This window comes from Marisediminitalea lipolytica, from assembly GCF_001758465.1.
In the GTDB taxonomy this organism is placed as follows: domain Bacteria; phylum Pseudomonadota; class Gammaproteobacteria; order Enterobacterales; family Alteromonadaceae; genus Alteromonas; species Alteromonas lipolytica.
Genome location: NZ_MJIC01000020.1, coordinates 28513 through 51644, shown reverse-complemented (window position 1 = coordinate 51644; position 23132 = coordinate 28513). Strand labels below are relative to the sequence as shown.

The window sequence follows — 23132 nt, the reverse complement described above, 5'->3', positions numbered from 1 at the left end:
CGCCAGCCTAAAGCTTTTTCTCCAGTTCCAGAATACGGGCACCGGCACCGGTTTCGCCCAGCTTATCGTCGGGGTTTCGCAGCGGGCAATCCCGCAAAGACAAGCAGCCACAGCCAATACAGCTATCCAGCTTATCCCGCAGTTGGGTCAGGTTGGTAATGCGCTCATCAAGCATGGCCCGCCAGTCTGAACTCATTTGTTGCCAGTCGGCCGGCGACACCTCTTTGGTAGGGAATTTTTCCAGATGCGCTTTGATAAGTTGCAGTGAAATGCCAGCCTGTTTGGCGATGCGAATAATGGCCACCCGGCGCAGTATACTGCGGTGGTAGCGGCGCTGATTACCGCTGGTTCGCATACTTTTAATGAGCCCTTTTTCCTCGTAATAGTGCAAGGTTGATACGGCGATGCCACTGCGTTTGGCAACTTCTCCCACACTCAGCGTACTATCCATAAAAATCTCCGGAAGATAAAAATAAGCTATTGACCTCAAGTATACATGAGGTTTTAGTATTCGTGTCGGCTTGTTGTCACAAGCAAAGTATTTAGTCACTGTAATTCAGGAGCCGACATGAACCACACTTTCCGTCAGATGATGTTGAGTCGCACTATGGGTGCACTCGTCTGGGAGTCAGAATTCCCCATTCAGCGTGCCTTTGCTCAGCAGGGAGGTGCGCGATGAATCCATTCACCACAAAACAAGCCGGTGCAGTAAAGGTCGGTTCTTACCTGATTACCCTGGCCGCGCTGGCAGTTATACTGGGCGGCTTGTTTTTCTGGCGTAGCCAGACTGTCGCTCAGGCTCAGGGCTGGCCACAGCATGCGGTGCCGGTAACCGCCCTGGCAGTTACCGCGCAAACGCTGGCCGAAACCCAATCGGCCATGGGGACCTTAAGTGCAGTACAGGAAGTGGTGCTGGCACCGGAGGTCGCCGGGCGGGTTACCTCAATCAATTTTGCCTCGGGGGATAACGTCAGCGCCGGTAAATTACTGGTACAGCTTTATCAGCAAACCGAGCTGGCCAATTTAAATGCGGCAAAAGCCGATAAAAAGCTGGCGGATGCACAATTGGCTCGTACGCAAAAATTAGCGCCCTTGGGAGCCGAATCAAAAGAGTTGCTGACTCAGCGGGAAGCCGAGAGCGACCGCGCCGATGCTGCCGTAGAGCAAGCTCAGGCGCAGCTGCAATTGAAGAAAATCATTGCGCCCTTCTCAGGTCGTCTGGGTATTCGTCAAATCAACGAAGGGGAATACCTTAATCCCGGCGATAACGTGGTGACCTTAACCAACCTGAATCAGCTCTATGTTGACTTTGCCGTGCCGCAACAACAGCTGGCTAAACTGAAAGTGGGCGCGCCCGTTTCCGTGACCACCGATGCCTATCCGCAAAAGACCTTCAACGCCGTCATCGAAACCATCGAGCCACAAATCGACGCGGCTACCCGCAACGTGATTGTGCAGGCCAAACTGGATAACCCCGATGCACTGTTACGTCCTTCAATGTATGTAAATGTATCGGTAACCGTGGCTGAGTCTTCACAGGCCTTGTTAATTCCGGTCACCGCAGTGCTGACATCCGCTCAGGGTAGCAGCGTAGTCTTGGTACGTGGAGATAACCCAACGAAAGAAGGGCAGGCCGAATTTGTTGGCGTGACGCTGGGTAAACGGCTTGGTAATCAGATAGAAGTGGTTAGCGGTTTACACAGCGGCGACGTGGTTGTTACGGCTGGTCAGAACCGTATTCAGCCCGGTGCTGCACTGAGTGTCAGTGCCGATAGTACGGGGGCAATGTAATGGCATTCACCGACATTTTTATAAAGCGGCCAACCCTGGCCATTGTGGTGAGTCTGCTGATTTTGCTGATAGGCATCAGTGCCACCTACAATCTGCAAATTCGCCAGTATCCACAAATGCAAAGCGCCACCATTACGGTGTCTACGTCGTTACCGGGGGCAACCCAGGATATGATGCAAGGCTTTGTTACCACACCCATTGCGCAGGCTATTGCCACTGCCAGTGGCATTGAGTACCTCAAGTCTACGTCCACCCAGGGGCACAGTATGGTGGCGGCGAAACTGGTGTTAAATGCCGATGCCGATAAAGCCATGACCGAGATTTTAGCCAAGGTACAAACGGTAAAATATAAATTGCCGGAAGGGGTAACCGACCCGGTAATCAATAAGATTACCGACGGTGCTTCGGCTATCCAGTATGTGGCATTTGTCAGTGACACCCTGGCGCCATCACAAATTGTTGATTTTGCCACACGCGTTGCCCAGCCTCTGATGACCTCTGTTGAGGGCGTTGCCTCGGCAGATATCGCTGGTGGTGCGCCGCTGGCCATGCGGATCTGGCTTGACCCGCTAAAAATGGCGGCCCGCAATTTAACCGCGTCGGATATTACAGCCCGCTTACAGCAAAATAACGTGCAGGCAGCACCGGGCCAGCTCAAAGGCGGTGGTACGGCAATCAACATTACCGCGAATACCGATCTGCGCGATGTGGATGCCTTTCGTAATATTGTGATTAAGGAGAGTTCCCGTGGCGGCGTAAAACTTAAAGACATCGCAACGGTGGAACTGGGCGGGCAGAATTATGATTCGGCGGCGATGGCGTCGGGCCAGCCAGCGGTGTTCATCTCTATTACACCTACGCCAGATGGTAATCCACTCAATATTGTGGCTGATGTAAAAGGACTGCTGGAAGATATTCAGGACATTGCGCCACCCGGTTTAACGGTAATCAACCGTTTTGATGTGGCTCATTTTGTTGAGGCTTCCATTGAGGAAGTGAAAGCCACCCTGCTTGAAGCCGTACTGATTGTAGTTGCAGTGATCTTTTTATTCTTAGGTTCGTTTCGTGCCGTAATCATCCCGGTGGTAACTATTCCACTGTCGTTACTGGGTACCGCGGCGCTGATGATGGCAGCGGGATTTTCACTGAACCTGCTGACGTTGCTGGCCATGGTGCTGGCCATTGGGCTGGTGGTAGACGATGCCATTGTCGTGGTGGAAAACATTCACCGCCACATCGAAGAAGGCCTGCATCCGATTAAAGCCGCGCTGCTTGGTACCCGTGAAATTATCGGGCCGGTAATTGCCATGACCATTACCCTGGCCGCGGTGTACACGCCGATTGGCTTGATGGGCGGATTAACCGGCGCACTGTTCAAGGAATTTGCCTTTACGCTGGCCGGTTCGGTGATCGTATCGGGTATTGTGGCATTAACCCTGTCGCCCATGATGAGCAGCCGCTTACTGGATGAAAAGCAGGGTGAGTCTAAGCTGGCGAAAGCCGTAGAAGCGGTGATGACCGGTTTTACCCGGCGCTACAGTGCCATGCTGGATAAAACCCTGGCCGCGCGGGGCGCGGTATTAATGGTGGGTGTGGCTATTCTGGGGACCATTGTGGTGTTCTTCACTAGTGCGCAGCGTGAGTTAGCGCCGCAGGAAGACATGGGCTATGTGTTTGTGCAAACCAAAGCGCCACAATACGCCAGTGTCGATTACACCAAGCGTTATTCAGAACAGGTCGACGCGCTGTTTCAGACCATTCCTGAATTTGCCGGTAGCTTTTTTACCGTTGGTCTGGAGAACACCGCAAACGTTGGTTTTGGCGGCATGATCCTCACCGAATGGCAGGAGCGCGATCGCAGCGTAAACGACATTCAGGGCGAGCTGATGGCAAAAACAGCCGGGATCACCGGGGTCTATTCCACCGTATTTCAGGATAGTCCGTTACCGGCCAGCTCCGGCGGATTACCGTTTCAGATGGTGATCCGGTCGCCGGAGTCCTTCGATGCGATATTCGGTACCTTACAACAGCTTAAAGGCGCAGCCTGGGGCAGTGGTTTGTTCGCCTTTGTCGACAGCGACCTAGCTTTTGACAGCCCGGAAGTACACCTGACAGTCGACCGCGAAAAAGCCGGTGAGCTGGGCGTTAGCATGGGCGCTATTGCCGATACGCTGGCCGTGCTGGTGGGCGAAAACTACATTAGCCGGTTTAACTGGTTTGATCGCTCCTATGACGTTATAACCCAGGCCAATGATGGCCAGCGCCTGACCGAGTCAGATCTGACCGGTTATTATGTCCGTACGGCCGGTGGTGAGCTGGTGTCACTGGCAACCGTAGTGAACGTACAAAAACGTCAGCAAGCTAACCTGTTACCCCAGTTTAATCAGATGAACTCGGCTACGATCTCAGGTGTGTTGCTGCCGGGTGTCACCATGGGGCAGGCGGTCGACTTTATGCAGTCTCAGCCATTACCAGACAACATGTCGGTGGATTGGCTGTCTAACAGCCGTCAGTTTGTTAAAGAGGGCAACCGACTGACTACCTCATTTGCTTTTGCCATGATCGTTATCTTTCTGGTGCTGGCCGCGCAGTTTGAGAGCTTCCGCGACCCACTGGTGATTCTGATCACTGTGCCACTGGCGGTGTGTGGTGCGCTGGTGCCGCTGTATCTGGGCTACACCACGTTAAATATCTACACTCAGATTGGCCTGGTGACTCTGATTGGCCTGATCTCCAAGCACGGTATTCTGATGGTCTCCTTTGCCAATGATATTCAGCGTGACGAAGGGCTAAGCAAGCTGGAGGCAATCCGCCGTTCTGCCGCGGTGAGAATGCGCCCGGTATTAATGACGACCGCGGCCATGGTGGCCGGGCTTATTCCACTGCTATTTGCCGTTGGCGCAGGGGCGTCCAGCCGCTTCGCTCTGGGTATTGTAGTGGTAATGGGCATGCTGGTGGGCACGTTCTTTACCTTGTTTGTACTACCAACCTTATATGTGTTGCTGGCTGGCGATCACCGTCAGCATAACACTACCCAGGATGAAGTAGCGGTTACGGAGGCAGCGCACAATGTTTAAGTTAAGTCAGATTGTTATAGCCGGCCTGCTGGTTCAGCTGAGCGGATGCGCCGTGGACGTAACCCGGCAGGATGGGGAAAAGGCATTCGCTGCCATTCCCGCGTTATCCGCCGAGGAGGCCTATTTTGATACCAATACAGCGCCGCAGGGTAACTGGTGGCAGCTGTATAACGATGCTGCGCTTAATCAGATAGTGAGCGAAGCATTACAAGCAAACAAAGATTTAAGTGCTGCCGAGGCTAACCTGAAACGCTCGCGTAGCGTGTTACAGGAAGTCGACGCCAGACGGTTACCGGGTACGGATATCAACGGCGGAGTGTCTTATGGCGATGGCATTCCGGCCACCGGCATGAGTATTGGTGACACCCAACTGACCCAGTACGGCACATTCTCGGTGTCGTGGGAGGCGGACTTATTTGGTCGGGTCAGCGCTGCTATCAATGCCGCTAATGCCGATGTGGCCACCGTGCAGGCGGCGCGCGACAGTGTGCGTATTACCGTTGCAGCAGAAACCACCCGGGCTTATTTAAATGCCTGCTCTTATGCCTTTTCGCTGACGGTAGCAGAGCAGTCACTGGCAGCCAGTCAGGAGCAATTGTGGCTGGTTGCCGCCATGGAACAGGCCGGCAGCGCCGTGCAGGCAGATATTGAACGGGCTAAAGGCGTGGTTGCCAGCGCCCGGGCTGATATTCCGTTGCTTACCGCGCAGCACCGCAATGCGCTAATCCAGCTCGCTGCGCTCATGGGCCGCACGCCTGATAATATCCCGGCTGCCGCCAGTGAGTGTGAAGCGCCGCCGCAAATGAGTGCTGTGTTACCGGTAGGCGATGCACAGAGCATGTTACGCCGCCGCCCGGACCTACGGCAGGCCGAAATGCAGCTTAAAGCAGAAGCCGCCAGAATGGATATTGCTATTGCTGACATGTATCCGCAAATTTCACTGGGTGCAGGGCTTAATTATTTTAACAGTGAAGCCATCAGTACCAGCGACGCCTTTTCCTTTTCGCTGGGGCCGCTGATTTCCTGGCGTTTCCCCAATCAGCAGCAAACCAGAGCGCGCATTCGCCAGGCCGAAGCGCAGCAGGAAATGGTCTTTGCGCAATTAGAAGGCGCGGTGCTCAATGCATTAAGCGAAGTTGAACAGGCGCTGCAAAACGTGGTGGCGCAACGACAGCGCGAAGCCGCTTTGCAAAGCGCCATGGCGGCCTATGAACGGGCATTTGATATGACGCAGACCCGTTATCAGGCGGGGGCCAGTTCTTACCTTGATGTACTGACCGCGCAGCAGGACTGGCTCACAGCCCGGGCCAGCCATGCCGCCTCGTTACAACAACTTACCGCACAGCGCGTGACCTTGTTTAAAGCGCTGGGCGGCGGCTGGGAACAAGACAACACGCCGCAAAACGAATCAACCCTCTCATTAACAAGCTCACGTTGAGCGAGGAGATCACCATGAAAATTACGTTACCTGAATTACCTTATGCTATGGATGCACTGGCACCGCATATGTCACAGGAAACCCTCGAGTATCATTACGGTAAACATCACGCTACCTATGTGAACAAACTAAATGATCTGATTGCAGACACCGAGTTTGCGGATGCTGACCTTGAAACCATTATTGCCAATAGTTCAGGGCCGTTATTTAACAATGCTGCCCAGGTGTGGAATCACACGTTTTTCTGGCACTGCCTGACGCCCAATGGTGGTGGCGAGCCGCCGGCAGAAATTAAAGCCGTAATTGAAGAAAACTGGGAATCAGTAGAGGCATTCAAAGACGCCTTTACGCTGCAAGCTATTAACAATTTTGGTTCTGGCTGGACCTGGCTGGCGCTTAACGCCGCAGGCGAGCTGGTAATTGTGAATACCGCTAATGCCAACACGCCGATTGCCCATGAAGGCCTGAAGCCTTTACTTACCGTAGATGTCTGGGAGCACGCCTATTATATTGATCATCGAAATGCCAGACCGGCTTATCTGGATGCCTTCTGGCAACTGGTTAACTGGGATTTTGCGCTGACCAATCTTACTGGCGAATAAGTCTGTAATAGCAGCTTGAGTGAGCTTTGGCTTGCTTGAGTTGCTATTTAATCACCGTTTTCCCCATTGCCTTAAACTATTCCTCTAAGCCCGATTTCCTTGATCCAAATTAACCAAATACGAATTATTTAACAATCTAAATGAGAATTACTATCGTTTGCATTGACTTTGTGTTTTAGTTGGTTAGTATAAGCCACCATAACAACACACACTGAACAACGCATACACACATAGGAATCTCATGAAATCTCGTTTTGGATATTCTTGTTTGGCACTCGCCATCCAGTTAGGAATGATGCCCGCCGCTCTGGCTACTGCAGTACCAGATAGCGAAGATATTGAACACGTAGTGGTATCAGCGACCGGTTTTGAACAAAAAATTACCGAAGCCCCTGCCAGTATTTCTGTGATCACCGCAGAGGATCTTAAAACCCGCTCATTTACTTCTTTACTTGATGCGGTGCAGTTTCAGGAAGGTATTGATATCGGCACGAGCCGTGATAAAACCGGCAAAGGTAGCGTTAGTATGCGTGGGCTTACCGGTGAGTACACGTTACTACTGATCGATGGGCGTCGTCAGAACAACCATGGTGATATTTATCCTAACAACTTTGGTGGCAACGCATTCAATCATATGCCACCGCTGGATACCATTGAAAGAATCGAAGTTATTCGTGGACCGGCGTCTACTCTATACGGTGCGGATGCGCTGGGTGGTGTGATTAACGTAATCACCAAAAAGCATCGCAGTGAGTGGGGCGGCAATATTACCTTTGGTCGCAGCCTGCAAACGGATAATGACTTTGGTGATGACATCACTACCGATTTCTCAGTCACCGGCCCGCTGATTGAAAACCTACTTAGCCTGGGTATTCGCGGCAGTGTTTATGAGCAGCAGGCGTCTACGCCGCAACTGGCACCGGCAGTCGATCCCAATGGCGTTGTGCACATGCGCTCGCTTGGCTTTGGTGGCGGTGGTCGCACGGTCGATAACGATAGCAAACATTATGGATTCAGCCTGACCTATACGCCAGCGAGAGGCCACGAAATTGGCTTCGATTTTGATGACTCTCACCAGCAATACGACAACACGCCACAGTTTAACCTGGATACCGGCGAAATTATCTATCCGTTAGGGACTCGCGACAGCATTGAAAGTTTGTGGCAGGACCGCCGCGGTCGGGTAAATCCGCGTGCCGGTTATGCTGCAGAGCAGGAGTTTGATCGTCAGTGGTGGTCATTAACTTACGACGGCAAACTGGACTTTGGTACGGTTGCCGCTTCACTGGCCTACGTGGATACTCAGAACAATGGCCGTACCTTACCGCTGAGTGTGGCGGAACGTCAGCTGCTGCAAACCATGTACGACGGTACCGGTGAATATGAAGGTATGAGCGAAGAAGCCCGCCGCGATCTGGCCGAACAAACGTTTCTGCCGCGTCCGGCGCGTCCGCTCGACAGCAGTCAGTATACCTTCGACTTACGTTTTGATATTCCGGTTGAAGACTTAGCTGGCGACCATAACTTTGTACTGGGCGCGCAGGTTATCGACGGCGAGCTTAAAGACGGCGTATTTGGTCTGGAGTCCGGCCAACCCGGTGCTGTACAGGAACAAAAAATGTATTCCCTGTTTGCCGAGGATAACTGGGGCGTTATCGATAACATGACGCTGACCGCAGGTTTCCGTTACGACGAGCACGATGTGTTTGGTAGCCAGACCTCACCGCGAATTTATGCGGTGTATAACATCACCGATTACTGGACGGTTAAAGGCGGTGTGAGCACGGGTTACAAAACGCCGCAAACTACTGACTTGTATGACGGTATCATCGGTTTTGGTGGTCAGGGCACCAGCCCCTTCGCCGGTAACCCGGACCTGAAACCAGAAACCAGCGTTAACTCGGAAATCGCTGTGTACTGGAGTCGTGACGAGCACAACTTCAATATCACTTACTTTAAAACTGACTTTGAAGACAAGATTGCCCGGGGCGACACAGTACAAAGCTGTAACACTACCGGTGGTGTTCGCCCATGTGTAAACCTGGGTGAATATGACGAGCTCGGTTACGACACTTACAGCCAGCGCATTAACATCGATGAAGTTGAACTGCAGGGCATCGAAATGGCCGGCCGTTACGGTATTACCGAAGACTGGTCTGCTTACGTTAACTACACCTGGACCGACAGTGAACAGAAGAGCGGGCGTGAAGCAGGCTTACCTCTTACCAACACGGCAGAGCACATGGTTAATGGTAATATTACCTGGCAGGTGAATGCCGACTTAAACGTGTACCTGCAGGGTGAGTACCGCTCGGATCGCTACCGTGGTTATGATTCAACGCTTGAGCGTGAGCTGTATTTCAAAAACTTCGCCATGCTGCACTTAGGCGCGCGCTGGCAGTTAAACGACAGCGTGATCCTGAATTTACGGGTGAACAACTTGCTCGACAGAGACTTTACAACCTACACGGTAACCTATGACGATCTCAATGGTGATGGTCAGTACGAATACCTGACCGGTCGCGGTGTGGTAAGTGAAGTTAACTTTACCGACGATTACAACGTTAAAGACAGAGCCAGAAACTTCTGGGCCGGTGTAACCGTTAGCTTCTAATTACGCTAATCCGGATACTTCTGCATAAGCGGCCTGCGGGCCGCTTTTTTTGTGGCTGGGCGAGCGCATCCACTGGTGGTTGTTTAAAAAATAAACTGGCAGGCTAACCTAAAGGGTGTTACTATGCGCCCGCCTTTGAAAGGTACTATTTCAATTTGCTTCACGCTTCTTCCGTTAGTCCGAGTAAGTCCCCGTAGAGATTCACATTCTGACCGTCTGATATGAGCAAGGTAAACACCGATAGCCTTTTTCTTTCGTGCAACTGCGAGTCGTGCATGGACTCATTATTTCGTACTAACTAATACACCGAGGTATTATGTCTTTTAGTCAACTAGGGCTGTGTGACCCACTTCTTAAATCTATCAAAGAGAAGGGCTACAGCTCGCCTTCGCCGATTCAGCAAGAGGCGATCCCGGCTATTTTAACCGGCCGCGATGTGCTGGCTGCAGCACAAACCGGTACCGGTAAAACCGCAGGCTTCGCACTGCCTGTATTACAACGTTTGGCAGCAGGTCCGAAAACGAACGCTAACAATGTGCGCGCCTTAATTCTTACTCCCACGCGGGAGCTGGCGGCACAGGTAGAGACAAACATTCGCGAATATAAAACCCACTTACGCTTAAAAAGCGCCGTGGTATTCGGCGGTGTGGGTATTAACCCGCAAATGAAAATTCTGCGCTCTGGTGTGGATGTGCTGGTGGCCACGCCGGGTCGCTTGCTGGATCTGTATCAGCAAAATGCCGTGAAGTTTAATCAGCTGGAAATTCTGGTGCTGGACGAAGCCGATCGCATGTTGGACATGGGTTTTATTCACGACATAAAGCGTATTTTAAAACTGTTACCCGCACAGCGTCAGTCGTTATTGTTTTCCGCTACTTTTGCCCCGAATGTGATGGAACTGGCGGAATCGATTACGAACAACCCGATTAAACTGGCGGTAACGCCCGCCAATACCACGGTAGAAAAGATTGAGCAGCAGCTGGTTGCAGTGGATAAATCCCGCAAAATTGCGGCATTAATTGGCTTAATCAAACAGCAACAATGGCAGCAGGTGCTGGTATTCAGCCGCACCAAGCACGGTGCCAACCGCATTGCGGCTAAGCTGGAATCCGCTGGATTACCGAGCGCTGCAATTCATGGCAATAAAAGCCAGGGCGCGCGTACCTCAGCGCTTAAAGCGTTTAAAGACGGCTCGATTAAAGTACTGGTTGCTACCGATATTGCCGCCCGCGGCATTGATATCAGTGAGCTGCCGGTGGTGGTTAATCTGGATTTGCCCAATACCGCAGCTGATTATGTTCACCGTATCGGGCGCACTGGCCGTGCCGGTGCAGCCGGACAAGCCTGGTCTCTGGTGAGTGCTGATGAGTTGGAATCACTGCAGGACATCGAGCGTCTTATTCAACAGTTGATACCGCGTACCGTGCTGGCCGGATTTGAACCCAATCAGCCGCTGGCTGAAACCAAACTGCAGCCACCAAAGAAAATCAAAAAACCTAAGAAGCCAAAAGCTCAAGCGGCAGACAGTGCACCTCAGGGGCAGCGTAAAGACAATAAACCCAAAGCCAATGCGGGAGCGAACAGAAACAGTAAGCCCCGGCCACAACGCCGCCGCAATGGTAGTGGCAATGGCAATGCCAGCGGACGGAGCAGACAAAAAGCCCCGGCAGCGGCTGGCGTTTAATTCCAACACCCAGAAAAGCAGGCTCAAACGCCTGTTTTTAAGCTAAACGTGTGTGGCGCTATGTTGCGCCCACACGCACATTCTGAGTTCATCCCCCTTCTTTGTTCACGCCATTTTTACCACATGTACAGGTAAATACCGGCCTGAAATGTTTGGTAACAGTTGCAATTTGTCCAGCTTCTTTGGGCTCGTTAGGGTTATCAGCAATAATTAATGACAACGGAAGGAATCAAAAATATGCATCGTAAAACGGCTTACTGGGTTGGCGTGGTGTGCATCTTGCTGATTGTCGTATCATGGCTGGCCAGAGCGACCAGCATTTCTGAACAAACAGCCCTGGCGCTGGTGAATCAGCAGTTACAGGCCCAGGCTAACTTTGATGCCGGTGTGCTGGAACAAATCCTGGCTGACACCTACACGGAGGTGTCGCCGGTCGGAGAAATCGATCCCAGAGCGAAAGTCATCGGATTTTATGATGCCAGCAATAAGCGCCCGGGCCCTACCGTTGCGCTGGAGGATGTAAATGTCCGCTTGTTCGGTGATATAGCCGTAGTAATTGCCAGAGCCGTTTTTAGTTTAACCTTACCGGATAATGAACAGCGCGTTTTCAGTATGACCGGTACCTGGGTTGTACAGGCAGAAAAGCAAAAAGCCGTGATCCTGTCCTCGCAGTTTACCCCCGTGCGAAAGTAAGGCAAAAAAAAGCCCCGTCAGTGATTCACTGGCGGGGCTTACGCAAAGGTTAACGTTTAGCGTAAACGTAATTCAAAAGTATTGGAGTAGGCCGACAATGCCCCCTCTTTAAAAGCCTGTATACGATAAGCATAGGTGCCACTGGCGAGTGCGCCGGCATTATCTGTGGTGGCAGTGATATTCTGACCGACCACGCCAATGCGCTCAAACACAATTTTGCCTTTGCTTTTCATGCCGCGTTCAATATAGAAGCCGGATTCATCGTCACTGTTGTCATTCCAGCTCAGCGCCACAGTGTCGCCGTTCTGATTAACCGTGAGGCCATCAGGAGTTGCTAACAAGCCTGGTTGCGGATCCGGCTGGTCGCTGGTGTCACTAACCGAAACCTGGATGCTGGCAGAGGTTGCACTGTAAAGCGCGTTTACTGCCGTTACCTGATAGCGATAGTTGCCGGTAGCTGGAACCGTATCAGTGAAATTGCTGCTGCCTGCGGCGGCGGTGCCGACCTGTTCATAGCGGATTTTACCGCGCTGTTTTACTCCGCGCTCAATCACAAAGTAATCTTCGCTGCTGGTGTTGTTGGTCCAGCTTAAGGTTACCTCGCTGCCATTGGTTGTGGCGCTTAAGTCTGCTGGCGCACTCAACGCGAGTGGGTCTTGCACAACCAGGGCGATACTGGCGTTGTTCATTGAGCCGGCGTTATCGGTCACGGTTAATGAAACCGTATAATTACCACCTTCGGGATAGCTGTAACTCAGGGTTTGACCGCTGGCGCTCTGACCATTGCCTAAGTCCCACTCATAACTCACGATGCTGCCATCGTTATCAAATGAACCCGTCGCGCTAAATAACACGGTATCACCAATGTTATACACGGTGGGCATACTGTCGATCACCGCTACAGGCAGCTCATTGGTGACCTGTACAACGGTGGTCGCAGAGTTGGTTAATCCATCATTATCAGTGACAGTCAGGCTAACCTGATAGCTGCCCGCCGTAGCGTAGGTATGAGAGAGTTCAGCACTAGTAGCAGTGGTGCCATCTCCCAGATTCCATTGGTACGCCACCACAGAGCCATCGGCATCCGACGAATTTAATGCACTGAAAGTAATTGCTGAACCAAAAGGTACGGATGTTGCACTTGATGAAATGCTGGCCACTGGCGCAATAAAGCTACCCAGATTTAACGCGTAACTAACTGCGGCCTGAGCGTCTACCAGTCCGTGTCCGAATACGTTGTCATCACCACTGGCGCCGAGATCCCGGGCGGTTGAAAACAAACCGCTTTCAATCTCGTCAGCGGTGATCCCGGGATTGGCCGCTACCATCAGAGCCGCTACACCGGCGGCAACAGGCGATGAAAAAGAGGTGCCGCTGTAGTTAATATACTGACCATTAAGGTAGGTGGTACCAATACTAACGCCTGGCGCGGTGAGATCCACGTAGGTCCCCCAGTCGGAAAAATAGGCTTTGTTGTTGTTTTGATCGGTAGCGCCGACGCCAACAAAGCTGGTGTAGTCGGGATAGGTTGGATACTCAGAGCCTGAGTTGCCCGCCGACATAAACAGCAAGCCGTTGCGCTCACGCAAATATTTGGCTGCGGCATCGATAGTGGCAGACTGAATACCACCATAGCTTAAGTTTACTACCCGGGCACCGTTATCAGCCGCGTATTCAATACATCTGGCCATGGTAGAAATGTAAGCCGAACTGTTGGTGTCACTGATAGCAATGCGTACCGGAATAATATCCACATTCCAGTTAACGCCGCTGAGGCCGGTGGCGTTGTTACCCACCGCGCCAATGGTGCCTGCGGTACCTGTGCCGTGGCCATTGGCATCTTCGTAATTACTGCTGCCGTCTTGTGCGTTGTAACCCAGGTCGCCACGCAAATTACCGGCTAAATCAGGATGGTCGCTGTCAAAACCGGTATCACAAACGGCAACTAACACGCTGCTACTGCCGGTGGTGATATCCCAGGCTTGCCGACTGTTGATATTGTTATGATGCCACTGATTGCCAAATGCAGGATCGTTTGGTTGCACTGTGGGTGCCATGGCCGCATCCGCTTCGGCAAATTCAACCAGTCCGCTGCGGGCCAGCATTTTTGCAATGGCTCGCTCCCGTCCTTTCCCCTTAAAGGTAGCAATGGTGACCTGGGATTTAGGCAACGTTTTTTCAGACACCAGTCCCTGGCTGTGAAGTAAGGCATTCAAACCTTTTACTTCACTGGCTGATACGCCCTCCAGTTTTTTGTACAAAACGGTACCGGGGCGAACATCTTCCTTGGTTTGGGGGGCAGCCAGCGATAATACTGGTGTGCCAAACAGTAAAGCAGGGATCACGTATGAGTACGCGATTTTGTTACGGCGGTTGCGTTGCATAGCAAGCTCCTAAATACGGCTACAACATGAGTCTTGGTAAATGCATTCTAGCGTTTGAAAAACAAAATAGAGGATTAACCCTTATACCAGGGTATCTGAACCGTATATATCTTGTTCAACATGGCAGCGACTACTCAGGGTAAAGCTACTTTTATACTTTTTTATTATTAACCTAAAGGTATAGCATATCGTCAATAATTGTAAAATTTCTGTAAACTGGCCCGATTAGTCAAATGCATATTCAATATGCTGTGGGTCACCCGGTGAACGGGTTACCGATTCGCTTATCAGCATCAGCAACCGGCGCAGTTGTTGTGGCTCAGTAAAGGTTGTTGGGTTGCTACACTGCCGGGTAGAAAGTAATTCGGCCATCCTTAAATAAAAGGCCACAGGCAGGGAAAACGTTGCCATGGCACCGGCGTTGCGAGCACGATAAAAATCGTCGGCCAGATGCAGGGCGTTCATGGGCAGATAGGGCTGTAAATAATGTGAGCGTGACTCTTCAGCCAGTGAGCAGCCGGTACTAACGAGTACTTCATTAATGGTGTGCTGAGCAAACAAGGTAGCAATAGCTGCTGGCCATTCCCGTGGCAGATAGCGTTGGCGAATCACCTGGCGTAAATGAGCATCAGTAAAATCCCCATAGGACGTCACATCCAGAATGTCGGCGTGCCATGGACTTACTGAGCCAGCCCTGCGTGCTTGCCACTCCTTCTGATACAGCGCAAACCAACGGGTAAAGTCCGGGACATCATTAATTAAAACCGTATCTATCTGTGCTGTGTTTTGCTGTTGTGAAAGCGTGATAACCGTGTAACCGGGCTGATAGGCCGCCAGCGAGGGCACCTGCACATTTAGCAGGTTTTTGTGCCGGCTAACGGCGACATCGTATAAATGCATATGTCCGGCAAAGTGCAGTTTTACCCCTGTGGCAGCCAGTGCTGTGGTTGTATCTTCGCTGGGTATTCGAGCCATTTGCATGGCCCCGGGGCCAAATATCGCGGCCATTTCCTGCGCCTTGTGATCGTAAAAGTCAGCCATAGGAAAATGACTGAAGGCAATTAACTTTTTGTGTTGTTGACGGGCGCGTCTGGCAACATCGGTTATCCAGCTGAGTAAGCCGGGTTTAGCGTTGATTAAGGCGTTGTAACCGGCATTGCCGGACCCTTTAAACTGGCCATCGCTGAGTTTGCCTGTTGGTTCATAAACGTTAGCATCGATAGCCAGCAGCCATATTCCCTCAACAGGTTCTGCTACGTAGCTCATATCAGGCATGGCGATACAGCTATCAGAGACGTTGTCGTCATCACACCATTGCCAGTGTCGTTGGGTAAAGTCGGTGGTGCCAAAGGGGGTTTCAAACCACATATCGTCAGGATGAGGCAGAAAACCATGGGCAGAAAGTGTGTCGGCAATTTCAGCATAGCCCCATTCCTGCAATTCATCAGTGCAATAAGGCGTGCGCCGGGCAACACAGTCAGCATGGTGACGGCTGACAACCGCTAACTCGCTGCCACCTGCGGCCAGAAAGTCTTTTTTGCCGCCGGGCCGGCTAAACGGGCGAACGGGATCATGATTGCCGTTTATGGCGTAAAAGCGCATGCCATAACGCTCGGCATAATCATTGAGCAGTCGGTTTAACGCCTTTACGTTAGCCGGCTGGCCATCATCGGAAAAGTCGCCTGGCAACGCTACCAGTTTAATGCCGCGTCGGGCGATATCCGTCAGTGCCGCGCGTAAAACCCAGTAGTTTTCGTTAAACAGGCGGGTGGAGTGCAATTGAGCGTTCATGCTGCGCAATAATAAAGGCTGCTGTGTAACGGGGTCTCTGGGGAGCGATTCAGCATTCAGGCCCTCTGCTGCCTGATAGGGATCGTGGAGATGGATGTCGGCCAAAAACGCAATTTGCAGCGGGGATGCCGGAACGTCAGGAGCGCCGTTTGCGTTAACCATATTGGTTAAGCCGGTCAGCATTAACAGCGCATAGCAAAACCAGTTTTTCATCAGTTTACTCCCCCTTTTGATACGGGCTTTTCAGTTTAGTCAGCAGGTCAAAATCAACGGACCAAACAAGAAGACCTCGCCAGCGTAAAAGTGGGGACACACTATAGTGAATTGTCATAAAAACTTCACTAAGTATATGACATTTTTATTAAATCTGACGTTTTCTAAAATTTCTTCGTCCCCGTTTTCCGGTGTTTTTGCTCTCCCTTACATACTTGTCTGACGGAGTGTGAAAATGCGTATTATCAGTTTAATCGGTTGCCTGCTGATGCCGGCGATGGCCTCTGCGGCCACGTTGAGTGACTATCAGGTCATCGGTTCGCATAACAGTTATAAGCGCGCTTTACCGTCTTCAGTGCTGGCGTTTTTACAAGCTGAACATCCGCGTCTGGCACAGCAAATTAACTATAGCCATATACCACTCAAACAGCAGTTGGCGTTGGGTTTGCGTCAGCTGGAAATTGATGTGGTGAACGATCCACAAGGTAACCAGTACGACCAGATTGAGCTAGCCCAGCGATTTCACGAACAATGGTTCAGTGAGGCAGAGCTTAAGGCTCTGGCAAAGCCGGGTTTTAAAGTCATGCACATTCCCCATGTGGATGTGATGACTGATTGCATTAGCTTTGCCGATTGTCTGACCACACTGGTGGACTGGTCCCAGGCTAATCCAAAGCATTTTCCGGTCCTCGTCACCTTAAATGCCAAGGAAAACCAACCGGATTTTATCAGCCAAAAAGCCCCGGCACCCTTTACCGCTGAAAGTTACGCCGCACTGGATGCTGAGATTCGCGGGATATTGCAGGACAAGCTGATTACGCCGGATGCTATCCGCGGCGAACACAACACCCTGCGGGACGCGGTGCTGCACAATGGCTGGCCAGATATCGATGCATTACGCGGTAAATTCATCTTCTTGTTTGATGCGTCGGCTCACCAGCGCGAACTCTACGCAGACGATCATCCTTCGTTGCGTGGGCGCAGCATGTTTGCCGCCTATCCGGCAGATAAAGATGAAGCGGCCATTATGGTGCTCAATGAGCCTGCCCGACAACAAGCCGAGATACGAGAGCGGGTTAGCCAGGGCTTTTTAGTGCGCACCCGGGCTGATGCCGATTTTACCGCTACGCCGCAGCAAATGCAGGAGCAATTTGAGTACGCCCAGCGTAGCGGCGCACAGTTTATTTCTACCGATTTTTACCCCCACTCAGCCCAGGCCAGACACACCGGCTATCAGGTGCAGTTTGCTGACGGCGACTTTGTGCGGGCCAATCCATTAACCAAATAACTTAATTTAACTTAGTAAAGGAACCTTGCTATGCAACAGTCTTTTCGTAAGCGCTTAGTCGCGCTGTCGGTAATGAGCGTGATGGGCACGCTGCCAATGATTGCGACGGCACAACAAGCCGATGACAACGCCATTGAAGAAGTCGTGGTCAGCGGTTTCCGTGGTTCGCTGTTAAAAGCCATGGATAAGAAAAAAGAGGCACTGGGCTCACAGGATACAATTCTGGCTGAAGATATTGCTGATTTTCCCAGCCTTAACCTGGCCGAGTCGATTCAACGTATTCCGGGCGTGACTATTACCCGTGAAGCGGGTGAAGGTCGCCAGATTTCACTACGCGGTCTGAACGCCGATTTTACCCAGGTGCAGTTAAATGGCATGGAAGCACTGGGGACATCTTCGTCACCCATGGACAGCCGTGGCACAGTAAATACCTCGCGCTCTTTCGATTTCAACATTTTTGCCTCAGAGCTGTTTAACCAGATTGATGTGCAAAAGAGCTATTCAGCCGAAATGGACGAGGGCGGCATTGGTGGTACGGTTAAACTGTATACAGCTAAGCCTTTTGACTATGAAGGGTTTAAAAGTGTTATTAGTGCTCAGGCTGGCGACAACTCGTTAACCGATGATACCAGCCCGCGCATTGCCGCTCTGGTCTCTAACACCTGGGATAAATTTGGTGCTCTGGTGTCGATTGCTTACAGCAAGCGTGATACCAGCGAACAAGGTTACAACACCTATCGCTGGCGTCCGCGCGATGCCCAGGGTTCAGATATTTCAGCGTTATCTGCCGCTGATCAGGCTGCGGTAGAAAGTGGCGACCTGCGCTTCTCACGTGGTAGCCGTTACTCTTTATTTAACAGCGAACAAACTCGTATGGGCGCCACATTAGCCCTGCAATATCGTCCGAATGACGATTTGTCCTTCGATTTTGATGCGCTGTATGGTGAGCTGAAAAACGATCGTGGCGAGTTCCACCTGCAAAGCCGTGGTTCGAGCTCTACGGCGTTGGGTTGTACCGGTCCGGATTACGACAGCAACCGCTATTTTTGTTCCAGCCTGACAGCGCTGGAATATAACGCGAATAACGAAGTGATTTATTCGCAGTGGCAGGATACTGCTATTCACTCAGAAAGCCGTGATCAGGGTGCCAAAACCAAAGTGTCACAGCTTGTGCTAAGCGGTGAGTGGGATGTCAATTTTGACCTGAAACTGAGCGGCCTCGTGGGTCACATGAAAAGTGATTACGACAGCAACAGCGCCAAAGTGTATCTGGAATCTTTTGGTGATATGACCATCGATTATCGTCAGGACCGTTTCTACGGTACTAACACTTACCAGAATGGTTATGATCCCACTAACATCGACGAATTCCGCTATCACGAAATCGATCTGGCTGAAGATGAAGTGTCTAACAGTTTTGACACGGCCAAACTGGATGCTGACTATGCCATTAATAACAGCAGCAGTTTAAAAGTGGGGGTGTCTTACAAATCGTTTGAGCACGACAACAACAGCGTGCAGGCGGCCAATGAAATGCGTAGCGCCTGGCAGAGCGGTGCAGTGAGTGATGTTATCGACTCGCAGCTTACCTATACCAATACTGGTCATAAAAAACAGGACTGGATGAGTATAAATGTGAATGGCGTGCTGGATGAGTATGGTGTTAATCGCAACCTGACTATGAGCAATACTCCTAACGAAGTGACCGAAGATACGCAGTCGGCTTATGTGGTTTATGATCTGGACATGAAACTGGCAGACTCTGAACTAAGAGCCAGCGTAGGTTTGCGCTATTTTGATACCGATATCAAATCGACCGGGCTGGTAAATGGTTCAGATTATGTCACGGTTAAACGTGGTTACGATGGCTTCTTACCCACCCTTAACCTGGCCTGGTATGCCACCGAGAACCTGGTAATTCGTGGTAGCGCCGGTAAAAACGTGACCCGCCCAACGCTGGGCAGTCTGTCGGTATCAGGTACGGTAAATACGGATCCGCTGGTGGGCTCAAGTGGCCTGAACATCAGTGCCGGTAACCCTGCGCTGCAACCTTTTGAAACCATCAACATGGAAGCCGGTGTAGAGTATTACTTCGACGAAGTCGGTTACGCCTCTGTTACTTACTTCCGTAAGGACATTGATAACTTTATCGCGACTCGTGTAGCCCCTGTTGCCTACGGTGATACCGGTTATCCAATGGCGCTGATTGATGGCATGGCAGATGAAAATGGTAATCCGCAAACGGCGCAAACTATCTATACCTTCTCGCAGCCACAAAACCTGGAAGACAGTGATTTTTCTGGCTGGGAAGTGGCACTGCAGCGCGATTTTGACTTCCTGCCTGCACCGTTTGATAAGCTTGGCGCCATTGCTAACTATACTTACGCCGATGGTGAGTCATTGCACAATATTCTGGTCGATGGTGAGACGGTTTCGGTTTATCGTCCGTTTTATGGTTTGTCAGAAAACACCTATAACGCCACGCTGTATTACGAGACAGATGTTTGGGGTGCCCGTGTTTCACTGGCTCATCGGGATGACTACCTGACGCAGGTGGAAACATCCAGTAACGACCAGGATGAAGCCGGTTTCCATGGCACCACTTACTGGGATTTCTCAGCGTTTTATAACATTTCGGATAACTTAAAAGTGAGTCTGGAAGGGATTAACCTGAGTAACGAACGCGAAGAGCAGTACAGCGACTCGGATAACCGTTTGTACAACACGACGATCAGTGGACGTACTTTCTATCTGGGCGTGACTTACTCCATGTAAGTTTACGGTTTTATACCTGCTGGTGCTGTGCAATGCAGCACCAGCCTGTTCTGTTGTTTTAAACTGTTTTGCCTGAGTTTTGGGTGAAACGCTGTTTTATCAAATTAATGTCATAAAAGCCGCGTAATTTTATAAACATAATGGCTCATTTTTTAACAGCGACAAGGCATTACTTTGACCGGCTCAGCAAAAATTAACCTCGCTTTTGCGCTTATTCTGGCACTTACCACCGGCTACTTCATCGTGTGGGGATTAGGCTATACCCATCAGAATCACATGATGGTGTTTATTCTGGCAACCCTCTTTGGCGTGTTTATGGCGTTTAATATTGGTGGCAATGATGTGGCCAATTCCTTTGGTACCAGCGTTGGCGCGGGCACGCTTACCATTAAACAAGCATTGGCCGTGGCGGCAGTATTTGAGGTCAGCGGTGCGCTAATTGCTGGCGGCGAAGTGACTGATACCATTCGTAAAGGCATTGTGGATTTATCAGCGTTCAGTATCGAGCCCATGCAGTTTGTCTATATCATGATGTCGGCACTGCTGTCGGCGGCGATTTGGTTGTTATTTGCTACAAAAATGGGCTGGCCTGTGTCTACCACTCACTCCATTATTGGGGGCATAGTCGGAAGCTCAGTTACCTTAGGCCTGATGATAAGCGGGCAGGAACAGGCACTGGCGTTAGTGCAGTGGGGCGAAATAGGCACAATAGCGATTTCCTGGGTGGTTTCTCCGGTGCTCGGCGGCCTGGCTTCTTATGCGCTGTATTATCAAATTAAAAAACACATCCTGGACTACAACGACTATGCGAGCGATAAACTTAAACAGGTGCGCCAACAGCGGGTCCGGTTGAATGAGGAGCATAAAAAATCCTTTGAACGTCTCAGTGAACTTCAGCAGATATCCTACACCAACGCCATGGTCCGCGATGCTCAGGCTCTGCGTGAAAGCGATTTTGCGCCCTCTGATCTGGAGTCCGAATATTATCAAAGACTGTATAAAATAAACGCCAGAAAAAATGCTATCGGTGCTCACCGGGCTCTGGAGAACTGGGTGCCGGTTGTCGCCGCCTTAGGGGCCGCCATTATTTCTTCGATGCTGCTATTCAAAGGACTTAAGCATATGCATCTGGGCCTGAATACCCTGCATAATTATCTGATTATGGCGATGGTGGCTGCTGGCGTGTGGATGGCTATTTTTATTTTTGCCAAAAGCTTAAAGCGAAACTCACTGGAAAACGCCACGTTTTTGTTGTTTAGCTGGATGCAGGTGTTTACGGCTGCGGGCTTTGCATTTAGTCATGGTTCAAATGATATTGCTAATGCGATTGGTCCGTTCGCCGCTATTCTTGATGTGCTGCGCACCGGCGAAATCGGCTCTCAGGCGGCAGTACCCACGGCGACAATGTTTACCTTTGGGGTCGCGCTGATCGCAGGCCTTTGGTTTATCGGCAAAGAAGTTATTCAAACGGTTGGGCATAATCTCACTGCCATGCATCCGGCTTCGGGGTTCTCGGCAGAGTTAGCGGCGGCCGGGGTGGTGATGCTGGCCTCAACGCTGGGCATTCCGGTCTCGAGTACGCATATTCTGATCGGTGCGGTGCTTGGCATTGGCCTGGTGAATCATCAGACTAACTGGGGCTTAATGAAACCCATTGCCCTGGCCTGGGTTATTACCTTGCCTGCGGCAGCAGCGCTGAGCTCAGTTACGCTTATTGTTTTAAGCTATGTATTTTGATGGGGATATTCAATCTTTAGTGGTTCTTAAAGCTTTCATCTGCTGTCAAAATCGCGGAAAATAGCGTTTTTAAGATAGGGCCAGCGTGGCCAGTTTATGAGTGGAATACATCATGCCAAAGGCAAGTGAAATCAAAAAGAACAACACCATCGTGTTTAACGGCAAAACCTGTATTGTTCGCGATATCGAACGCTCGGTACCTCAGGGCCGTGCAGGCGGCAGCATTTACCGTATGCGTATGTACGATGTGGTCAGTGGCGCAAAATTTGATGAAACCTTTAAAGATTCAGACATGCTCGAAATGGCCGACCTGGTGCGTCGTCCGGCGATGTTCTCTTACATCGATGGCGAAGAGTATGTGTTTATGGACAAAGAAGACTACACGCCTTATCACCTGAATCAGGAAAGCATTGCCGACGAAATCCTGTTTATTAACGAAGAAACCGATGGCTTGCAGGTCGTTATCGTTAGTGACGTGCCGGTAGCACTGGATATTCCAATGAGTGTTGAGCTACAGGTAACTGAAACCGACCCGTCAATTAAAGGCGCATCAGCCACTTCACGCACCAAGCCGGCTACATTATCTACCGGGTTGGTAGTTCAGGTACCTGAGTATATCAGTACCGGCGAGTGGATTAAGGTCAACACCGAAGAACGTAAGTTCCAGAGCCGTGGCGACAAGCACTAAGGCTGAGCGATAATGACGGTTGACGTTAAGATTGAAGACCTTGTTGAAGGCGATGGCAAGGCCGCTGAAAAAAGTGCGCTGATCACCGCCCATTACCGGGGCTGGCTGGAAGATGGCAGCGAGTTTGATTCGTCCTACAGCAAAGGGCGGCCATTTCAGACCGTACTGTCTAAAACCAAGGTGATTCAGGGCTGGTTTATTGGCTTACAGGGCATGAAAGTTGGCGGCAAGCGCAAACTTTGGGTACCTGCTGAACTGGCCTACGGAGAACGTCAGATTGGCGATAAAATCCCGCCAAACAGTAATTTGATTTTTGAAATCGAATTGCTGGAAGTCCTTACCCGCGACGATTAATCG

15 protein-coding genes are annotated in these 23132 nt (G+C 51.0%); 12 read left to right on the top strand and 3 right to left on the bottom strand.

What is annotated here, in order from left to right:
- Window positions 1-7 precede the first annotated feature (7 nt).
- Window positions 8-451, bottom strand: a complete 444-nt coding sequence (soxR, locus tag BFC17_RS21250; protein WP_070178538.1) for a redox-sensitive transcriptional activator SoxR — start codon at window positions 449-451, stop codon at window positions 8-10.
- Between the two features lie 224 nt (window positions 452-675).
- Here soxR and BFC17_RS21245 point away from each other — a divergent pair, with 224 nt between their 5' ends.
- The 7 genes from BFC17_RS21245 to BFC17_RS21215 all read left to right on the top strand — a co-directional run bounded on the left by BFC17_RS21245 (window position 676) and on the right by BFC17_RS21215 (window position 11899).
- The gene (locus BFC17_RS21245; RefSeq protein ID WP_070178537.1) at window positions 676-1791 is read left to right on the top strand and encodes an efflux RND transporter periplasmic adaptor subunit; all 1116 of its coding nucleotides are present in this window, start codon (window positions 676-678) and stop codon (window positions 1789-1791) included.
- Window positions 1791-4868: an efflux RND transporter permease subunit gene (locus BFC17_RS21240; RefSeq protein ID WP_070178536.1), complete on the top strand. Its 3078-nt coding sequence runs from the start codon at window positions 1791-1793 to the stop codon at window positions 4866-4868. Before BFC17_RS21245 ends, BFC17_RS21240 begins: the two co-directional genes overlap by 1 nt.
- Window positions 4861-6306: a TolC family protein gene (locus BFC17_RS21235; RefSeq protein ID WP_070178535.1), complete on the top strand. Its 1446-nt coding sequence runs from the start codon at window positions 4861-4863 to the stop codon at window positions 6304-6306. Before BFC17_RS21240 ends, BFC17_RS21235 begins: the two co-directional genes overlap by 8 nt.
- Before the next feature lie 14 nt (window positions 6307-6320).
- Window positions 6321-6908, top strand: coding sequence for a superoxide dismutase (locus tag BFC17_RS21230; protein WP_070178534.1), 588 nt, complete (start codon window positions 6321-6323; stop codon window positions 6906-6908).
- A 241-nt stretch (window positions 6909-7149) separates the two neighbouring features.
- Complete coding sequence (locus BFC17_RS21225; RefSeq protein ID WP_070178533.1) at window positions 7150-9522, top strand: TonB-dependent receptor domain-containing protein; 2373 nt, start codon at window positions 7150-7152, stop codon at window positions 9520-9522.
- Between the two features lie 316 nt (window positions 9523-9838).
- On the top strand, window positions 9839-11206 hold the full coding sequence (locus BFC17_RS21220) for a DEAD/DEAH box helicase (protein ID WP_070178532.1): 1368 nt from the start codon (window positions 9839-9841) through the stop codon (window positions 11204-11206).
- Window positions 11207-11443: 237 nt separating this feature from the next.
- On the top strand, window positions 11444-11899 hold the full coding sequence (locus BFC17_RS21215) for a nuclear transport factor 2 family protein (protein ID WP_175439613.1): 456 nt from the start codon (window positions 11444-11446) through the stop codon (window positions 11897-11899).
- Between the two features lie 56 nt (window positions 11900-11955).
- Here the strand turns inward: BFC17_RS21215 and BFC17_RS21210 are convergent, their stop codons facing one another.
- Together BFC17_RS21210 and BFC17_RS21205 are read right to left on the bottom strand one after the other, a co-directional pair.
- Window positions 11956-14283, bottom strand: a complete 2328-nt coding sequence (locus BFC17_RS21210) for a S8 family serine peptidase (RefSeq protein ID WP_070178530.1) — start codon at window positions 14281-14283, stop codon at window positions 11956-11958.
- Window positions 14284-14508: 225 nt separating this feature from the next.
- On the bottom strand, window positions 14509-16287 hold the full coding sequence (locus BFC17_RS21205; protein ID WP_070178529.1) for a metallophosphoesterase family protein: 1779 nt from the start codon (window positions 16285-16287) through the stop codon (window positions 14509-14511).
- Window positions 16288-16522: 235 nt separating this feature from the next.
- On the opposite strand from BFC17_RS21205, the gene BFC17_RS21200 reads away from it, so the two are divergent.
- The 5 genes from BFC17_RS21200 (at window position 16523) to BFC17_RS21180 (ending at window position 23129) form a co-directional block, all read left to right on the top strand.
- On the top strand, window positions 16523-17575 hold the full coding sequence (locus BFC17_RS21200) for a Ca2+-dependent phosphoinositide-specific phospholipase C (RefSeq protein WP_070178528.1): 1053 nt from the start codon (window positions 16523-16525) through the stop codon (window positions 17573-17575).
- Between the two features lie 30 nt (window positions 17576-17605).
- The gene (locus tag BFC17_RS21195) at window positions 17606-20350 is read left to right on the top strand and encodes a TonB-dependent receptor (RefSeq protein ID WP_070178527.1); all 2745 of its coding nucleotides are present in this window, start codon (window positions 17606-17608) and stop codon (window positions 20348-20350) included.
- A 174-nt stretch (window positions 20351-20524) separates the two neighbouring features.
- Complete coding sequence (locus BFC17_RS21190; RefSeq protein ID WP_217494048.1) at window positions 20525-22087, top strand: inorganic phosphate transporter; 1563 nt, start codon at window positions 20525-20527, stop codon at window positions 22085-22087.
- A gap of 112 nt (window positions 22088-22199) precedes the next feature.
- Entirely contained in the window at window positions 22200-22775 is a 576-nt protein-coding gene (gene efpL / locus BFC17_RS21185) for an elongation factor P-like protein EfpL (protein ID WP_070178525.1), read from the top strand.
- Between the two features lie 12 nt (window positions 22776-22787).
- Window positions 22788-23129 (top strand): FKBP-type peptidyl-prolyl cis-trans isomerase, encoded by a 342-nt coding sequence (locus BFC17_RS21180; RefSeq protein ID WP_070178524.1) that lies wholly within the window; start codon window positions 22788-22790, stop codon window positions 23127-23129.
- Window positions 23130-23132: the final 3 nt, after the last annotated feature.

Excerpts from the sequence above, each read along its gene's own strand:
- soxR (WP_070178538.1), bottom strand. The coding sequence starts at position 451 with ATGGATAGTACGCTGAGTGTGGGAGAAGTTGCCAAACGCAGTGGCATC.
- BFC17_RS21245 (WP_070178537.1), top strand. The coding sequence starts at position 676 with ATGAATCCATTCACCACAAAACAAGCCGGTGCAGTAAAGGTCGGTTCT.
- BFC17_RS21240 (WP_070178536.1), top strand. The coding sequence starts at position 1,791 with ATGGCATTCACCGACATTTTTATAAAGCGGCCAACCCTGGCCATTGTG.
- BFC17_RS21235 (WP_070178535.1), top strand. The coding sequence starts at position 4,861 with ATGTTTAAGTTAAGTCAGATTGTTATAGCCGGCCTGCTGGTTCAGCTG.
- BFC17_RS21230 (WP_070178534.1), top strand. The coding sequence starts at position 6,321 with ATGAAAATTACGTTACCTGAATTACCTTATGCTATGGATGCACTGGCA.
- BFC17_RS21225 (WP_070178533.1), top strand. The coding sequence starts at position 7,150 with ATGAAATCTCGTTTTGGATATTCTTGTTTGGCACTCGCCATCCAGTTA.
- BFC17_RS21220 (WP_070178532.1), top strand. The coding sequence starts at position 9,839 with ATGTCTTTTAGTCAACTAGGGCTGTGTGACCCACTTCTTAAATCTATC.
- BFC17_RS21215 (WP_175439613.1), top strand. The coding sequence starts at position 11,444 with ATGCATCGTAAAACGGCTTACTGGGTTGGCGTGGTGTGCATCTTGCTG.
- BFC17_RS21210 (WP_070178530.1), bottom strand. The coding sequence starts at position 14,283 with ATGCAACGCAACCGCCGTAACAAAATCGCGTACTCATACGTGATCCCT.
- BFC17_RS21205 (WP_070178529.1), bottom strand. The coding sequence starts at position 16,287 with ATGAAAAACTGGTTTTGCTATGCGCTGTTAATGCTGACCGGCTTAACC.
- BFC17_RS21200 (WP_070178528.1), top strand. The coding sequence starts at position 16,523 with ATGCGTATTATCAGTTTAATCGGTTGCCTGCTGATGCCGGCGATGGCC.
- BFC17_RS21195 (WP_070178527.1), top strand. The coding sequence starts at position 17,606 with ATGCAACAGTCTTTTCGTAAGCGCTTAGTCGCGCTGTCGGTAATGAGC.
- efpL (WP_070178525.1), top strand. The coding sequence starts at position 22,200 with ATGCCAAAGGCAAGTGAAATCAAAAAGAACAACACCATCGTGTTTAAC.
- BFC17_RS21180 (WP_070178524.1), top strand. The coding sequence starts at position 22,788 with ATGACGGTTGACGTTAAGATTGAAGACCTTGTTGAAGGCGATGGCAAG.